The organism is Moorena sp. SIO1F2 (assembly GCF_010672755.1).
Taxonomy (GTDB): Bacteria; Cyanobacteriota; Cyanobacteriia; order Cyanobacteriales; family Coleofasciculaceae; genus Moorena.
Map to the genome: position 1 here is coordinate 42591 of NZ_JAAHFV010000024.1, position 6522 is coordinate 49112.

Below are 6522 nucleotides of genomic sequence, written 5' to 3' on the forward strand. Positions count from 1 at the left end.
GTGGCCTTTGGCCTTAAGAGCATTGACCGTAGGTCACGCTACTTGAGGTGCAACCCATGGCACTAAAACATTTTGGCTGAGCTGATTTCCTAGACAAACACATTTTTATGCTAATGTCAAGTCCCACTGATTAGTTATACTTATAGGTTGCTAACAACACTTTTTTACAACTGATTGACCGTAGGTCACGCGGGGCGCGTTCGCTATGATTGAAGAATGTGCAATTTTTAGCTATACCATAGTTAACTAATGCTTAGGCTCATAGAAAGCCGATCATTGTAGAAATAGTATAGACAAACCCATTCAAAGACAACTGCTGGAACTATCCTCGTTGGTTTTGGTGCTATCCTGATGGGAAGCAGTCTACACTTGAGCTTACTGTCGCGTACTGTCGCGTACTGTCAAAGCGTACTGTCAAAAGGGAGGTTGGATTTCTTTCCACGACCACTTGACCACTAATAGACACATTAAGTGCCATGTTTTCATCTCAATCCCCCCAAGAAAATGGGGAATCTCCAAAAGGGGACATTACGCTGAAGGACGCTAACGGTAAAACTCTCGAATGTTACATTGAGCATTCCCTAGAGCTGGAGGGTTGTGAATACCTTCTGCTGTTACCTGTGGACTCACCCATAGAAATTGTTGCTTGGGATGAGGATGATGATGAAGACTTAGCTGATGCCTCTCTAGTTGAAGATGAAGCTGAGCTTGACTTGATATTCCCTGACGCCCAAGCTGTTCTGGCAGAGCAAAATCTTCAGCTCAAGCGCACCGCTTTTACCTTAACTGTTGCTGGTGAGTTGCCACCAGTGGACGAAGACGACATTCTCACCCTGGAAATTGAAGACGATAATGTTCCGATGGAAGCAGAGGAACTACAGGAGCTAGCGAGCTTTTATTACAAAGAACAAGAGTATGGAATCTATACGCCTGTAGAGCCACTCCTGTTTTTTGCTCGCTCGAACCAATCTGGTCAACCCGAGTTACTGTCTACACAGGAAATTAAACAAGTTCAGCCAATGCTCGAAGAACTGCTATTCGATGATCTCGAGTAGGAGACTTGAACTCGGGTTGACCCCTTAAACGATTCAGGGGAAACTAATGTTTTGGTGTATTAGAGTATGAAAACTCTCAAAAGCATCTCCAATAGGTTTTTTTATTTCGTTCTATTGCCAGCGACCCTTGGTATTTGTGCATGGCAGGGTTGGGAGTGGTGGAGTTGGGTGGTATCCCCACCCGTTAAAGCACAATCTTCCGAAGATGTCGCTCCAACCCTCGTAAAAATCGAGATTCCCCCAGGAACCCCAGGTCAGCAAATAGGCAGAGATCTGGAAGCTTCTGGTTTAATTCGCTCAGCCGATGCTTGGAAACTGTGGACTCATTGGCGGCAGCTGGTAGACCGAGATGGTGAGTTTAAAGCTGGAACTTACGAACTATCACCAACTCAACCCCTGACCAAAATCGCCGAAACCATTTGGAAAGGGAAGGTGATGCAGCTGTCTTTCACCATACCGGAAGGGTGGTCGATTCAGCAAATGGCGGATTATTTTGAATCCCTAGGATTTTTCCCAGCTTATGACTTTATCGCTGCTAGTAGCAAAATCCCCTGGGATAAGTACCCTTGGTTGCCCAGTGAGCTGCCTCATCTCGAAGGTTATTTATACCCAGATACCTATAAGTTACCCAGTGATGGCATCTCGCCACAAGCAGTCATCCAACAAATGCTTAATCGATTTGAGCAGGTAGCTTTACCAGTATACCAAAAAGGTCAGGACAAAACCCAGCTTAGTATCAATGATTGGGTAACATTAGGCAGCATTGTCGAGAAGGAAGCAGTAGTTGCTGAAGAACGCGATCGCATTGCTGGTGTCTTTACTGAACGGTTGCGGCGAGGGATGAGATTAGAAACGGATCCCACAGTTGAATATGGATTGGGGATTCGACAAACTGCTGATCAGCCCCTGACCTACAAGCAAGTGCGGCAACCCTCCCCTTACAATACCTATCTCAACCCAGGATTACCGCCGACCCCGATTGCCAGTCCTGGCATAGGGAGTTTGAAAGCAACCCTTGATCCCGAAGACACCGAATACTTGTTTTTCGTGGCTCGTTACGATGGCACTCATGTTTTTAGCAAAACCCTAACAGAACACGAAGCCGCTAAAAATGCTATCCGTAGAGAACGGCGAGCAAAGCAATAAACTACAACAACCAGTGATCACAAAAGCTTTATCTACTGGGGAGGTTGAGAGAAAATGCATCCCCGACCTAAGATGACGGGGATGCATTTTCGACAATGTTAATATTAGGAGATAAGGGTCTCAAAAAACTGGGTATTGACCCTATTCAGCTACCGACCGTGCGGGGGAAAGTCACGCCAATGGAGATAACAGCCAATTAGGTTGTGCCATATAATCACCATTCCTGCGACGGATGGGGAAGTTCAAAGGTTCGATAGAATCAAATCACTATAACCGTTGCCCGCTGCCATCATCAGGCTGAGCGGGCTTAGTGTATTGACAATTGACGGGTAAGCATCAAAAATCAACAGAGTTACCGACTTTCAATTTATCAGTTAACTAAATATGTCTTGGGTCTCAAAGTTACAACCTGACTTAATCCTTGGTGGCTCCATCTTAGACCTGACACCAGATATTCTCCAGCAATATCAGCTGTCAGGTCTAGTGTTGGATGTTGACCAGACTTTAATACCAGTGACGAAATCCCGTGTTTCTCAGGAAATTGAACGGTGGGTAGAGCAAACTAGACCGATGGTTTCCCTGTGGCTGGTGAGTAATAACCTCAGTGAACATCGCATTAGCCGTATTGCTTCCTCCCTCGATTTGCCTTACATATACGGAGCTCGCAAACCTTCGCGACGCAAGCTGAAAATAGCTGTAGATGCGATGAACCTACCTATAGACCAAGTGGCAATGGTAGGCGATCGCTTATTCACTGATGTCTTAGCTGGGAATCGACTGGGAATGTTCACCATTCTTGTAGAGCCAATACGGGACCCAGCGATGAGCAAGTCTTTATACCCAATGCGTGATTTAGAAGTGTGGTTCTCTCAAGCCTTAGGGGTTTCCCTGACCACCATGCAACAAAACTTCAACAAACCTGACAAATCAACATAAACTGAAATATAAAGAAAATATTATAAAAATTACTAAACCAAAATTTGTCTGACACAATAGAGAACAGTTGGAAAGAGGGTCAGCTTATATAAAGACCCTATATATGACCAACCTTTTAAATGGGGTCAGCTTATATAAAGACCCTAGATATAACAAACGCTTATAACTAATAGACAGCCCAGCCTTGAGTCAATCAGGAGCTGGGCAGTCTATTATTTGGGATTAGGTTTACGTGAGTGAGCTGGTGCGCCAAGGTAAACCCCACGTTAAAATTTAAGAAATATTACTTAACACGCTACCGCCAACTTATGAGCGCAAACGTTGAAATCTACACCTGGAGCAGTTGCCCCTTCTGTATCCGTGCTAAAGGTCTACTAAACCAGAAGGGAGTTGAATTTACTGAATACTGTATTGATGGTGATAACCAGGCACGAGAGAAGATGGCTCAAAGGGCAAATGGAGCACGCTCATTACCACAGATTTTTATCAATGACCAGCATATCGGTGGCTGTGATGAGCTTCACACTCTGGAATTTCAGGGTGAGTTAGACAACCTGCTCAAGGCAAGCTAACCACTAGGTGATTGACAATCTAGTCTGTAGGATCGCTCTTGGGTATTGGTATATTACTGTTTCTATTTCCCCGTTCAAGATCTTGATCAGTATGTTACCGAATCAAATAGGATTGCTGTAGCATAGGGTAATTGCCTGACAGGGGAATTCAACCGTGAAATTTGCGTTTATCATAGACCCTCTCCCGAAACTTGATCCCGGTCACGATACTAGTGTGGCGCTGATGGAAGCCGCACAGGAATTAGGTCATCAGGTTTGGGTCACTCAGGCTCAACAATTGAGTGTTATTCAGGGTCAGGCTTGGGGGCTTCTAGAACCTGTGCAACTAACTCCAGCCAAACTCGATGACGGGCATTGGGTCGTCAGTGAGCAATGGTACCAGACTGGTAAGGCTCTGTTGAAACCTCTAGAGGAGATGGATGCTGTCTGGATGCGGACAGACCCGCCTGTTACCATACCTTACCTGTATGCGACCTATATCTTGGACTACATCAATCCAGATAAAACCTTGGTGATTAATTCACCAACTGGCATCAGGACAGCTAACGAAAAAATGTATGCCCTCCAGTTTCACGAGGTGATTCCACAGACTATTGTCAGTCAGGAGAAATCGGTAATTCGGCAATTCGTTGAGGAAAAAGAGACAGCAGTACTGAAACCTCTGGGAGGCAAAGCTGGTGAGGGGATTATATTTCTACAGCCAAGCGATCGCAATTTTAACTCCTTGGTGGAAATTAGCACTAAACAGGGTAGTGAGCCAGTGATGGTTCAGGCTTATCTGCCTGCGGCGAAAGATGGAGATAAGCGGATTATCCTCTTGAATGGTGAACCGATTGGAGCAGTAAATCGCATTCCCACAGGTAAGGAATTTCGGGGTAACATGGCTGTGGGTGGTCGAGTAGCGGCTACGGAAATTACTCCCCGAGAGGAAAAAATCTGTTCCCTGCTCAAGCCAAAACTGCAGCAAGATGGCTTATATTTTGTTGGCATAGACGTTATCGGCGGCTACCTGACCGAAGTTAATGTCACCAGTCCTACTGGCATCCGGGAAATTGACCGCTTAGATGGTACTCATCTGGCTAAACAGGTAATTACCTGGGTTGAAGCAGTTAAAAACAACGGCGGTGAAACAATATAATGGCTTAACCAGACTCTTGAGCAAAGTCATGGGATGTAATGTCGGTTTTGGGTCAGTTTTATGGATCAAGTAACAGTGCCACGGAACGATAGGAAAGCTCGAATCTGGGGGATGCTGTGTCATCTATCCTCCCTGCTATGGATTCCCCTATTGATTATGGGTCTACCTATCCCTTTGGCTAACCTGGCAGGCCCGTTGATGATCTGGTTAAACAAGAGAAATAAATACCGCTTTGTAAAGGTTCACGGTAAAGAATCTATTAATTTTCAAATCTCGATTACCCTTTACGCTACCATTATCCTGACCATATTTACTGCCTTTGCCTGGGCGTTTTTCATCCTAATTGGTGCAATAAAAGATTTTGACCCTGACTCTTGGTTGGAGCTGTTTAAACTCATAGAATTCTGGTTATGGTGTATAGCTAGTATCCTGGGAATCATTGATTCACTGCTGGTGACTATGGCCTCAATCGCTGCTCAATATGGTAGGCATTACCGTTATCCGTTTACCCTGCGATTTTTACGATAAGTCCCTAATATAAGTCACAAGATAGTCGATAATGGCTGAGTTTTCTGCAACAGGTGCAACTGAACAGCTACCAACAATTGGTGTGGCGGTAGTTGGAACTGGATTTGGACAAAAAATCCATATCCCTGGCTTTAACGCTCATTCCCGAACGGAAGTGGTTGCTGTCTATCACCGCGACCCGGATCAGGCAAATGCGATCGCAAACCAATATGATATTCCCCATGGATGCGATCGCATAGAAGACATCCTAGCTTTACCGGAAGTAGAAGCGGTTAGCATCTGTACTCCCCCGTTTCTGCACTACGAAATGGCGAAAATGGTTCTAGAAGCAGGGAAACATCTGCTACTAGAGAAACCCATGACCTTAAGGGCAGCGGAAACCCAGGAGCTTTACCAACTCGCTACAGAAAAGGGTGTTGTCGCTATACCTGATTTTGAATTCCGCTTTATCCCCTCATGGCAGCTGTTAGCGGAATATCTCGAAAAAGACTATGTGGGTAAAAAGCGTCTGATTAAAATTGACTGGTTAGTCTCTAGCCGAGCTAATCCTGAACGCCCCTGGAACTGGTATGCTCAAAAGGATAAGGGTGGCGGAGCACTAGGGGCAGTTGGTTCTCATGCCTTTGATTATATTCATTGGCTATTTGGACCAGTGCAGCGGTTGTGTGCTCAACTGAGTACTGCAATTCCAGCACGACCAGACCCCAACGCTAGCAATTTACTTAAGCCAGTAGATGCTGATGACACCTGTCTGTTATTACTGGAATTGGCAGATGGTACCCCTTGTCAACTCACTATTAGTTCCGTAACCTATCACGGGCGAGGTCACTTTGTAGAGGTTTATGGCGATCGCGGTACCTTAGTCTTAGGCAGTAACAATCTCAAAGACTACGTTCATGGATTTCGCCTGTGGGCAGCCACCGCCGGTCAATCCCTGATGGAAGTAGAAATTCCCCAACGACTAGCATTTGCTGAAACCTATCTCGATGGTCGTTTAGCGCCATTTATCCGGGTGGTTGACTATTGGGTGCAAGCCATTGACAATGGTAGCGTTACCACACTATCTCTCAAAGAAGGAGTGTACTCCCAGATGTTAATGGATTTAACCCATGAGTCTCATGAAACTAGACGTTGGGTTGAGGTAGAA

General features: G+C 45.4%; 7 protein-coding genes. All 7 read left to right on the top strand.

Translation table 11 applies throughout. The features are described from left to right. Positions 1-476 precede the first annotated feature (476 nt). Positions 477-1055 (top strand): DUF3727 domain-containing protein, encoded by a 579-nt coding sequence (locus F6J94_RS05460; RefSeq protein ID WP_293026211.1) that lies wholly within the window; start codon positions 477-479, stop codon positions 1053-1055. A gap of 66 nt (positions 1056-1121) precedes the next feature. Then, positions 1122-2201 carry an endolytic transglycosylase MltG gene (gene mltG, locus F6J94_RS05465; protein ID WP_293037793.1) on the top strand — a complete coding sequence of 360 codons (1080 nt, stop codon included), beginning with the start codon at positions 1122-1124 and terminating at the stop codon, positions 2199-2201. A gap of 384 nt (positions 2202-2585) precedes the next feature. Continuing rightward, a complete protein-coding gene (locus tag F6J94_RS05470; protein ID WP_293037796.1) occupies positions 2586-3137 on the top strand; it encodes a YqeG family HAD IIIA-type phosphatase in 552 nt (183 codons plus the stop codon). A gap of 308 nt (positions 3138-3445) precedes the next feature. Then, positions 3446-3709, top strand: coding sequence for a glutaredoxin 3 (gene grxC / locus F6J94_RS05475; RefSeq protein WP_293026205.1), 264 nt, complete (start codon positions 3446-3448; stop codon positions 3707-3709). Positions 3710-3863: 154 nt separating this feature from the next. Beyond that, positions 3864-4847, top strand: coding sequence for a glutathione synthase (gene gshB / locus F6J94_RS05480; RefSeq protein WP_293037799.1), 984 nt, complete (start codon positions 3864-3866; stop codon positions 4845-4847). 60 nt (positions 4848-4907) lie between these two features. Then, a complete protein-coding gene (locus tag F6J94_RS05485; protein WP_293026201.1) occupies positions 4908-5375 on the top strand; it encodes a DUF4870 domain-containing protein in 468 nt (155 codons plus the stop codon). Positions 5376-5406: 31 nt separating this feature from the next. Beyond that, positions 5407-6522 (top strand): Gfo/Idh/MocA family oxidoreductase (locus F6J94_RS05490; RefSeq protein WP_293037802.1); only part of this gene is annotated, 1116 nt, incomplete at its 3' end.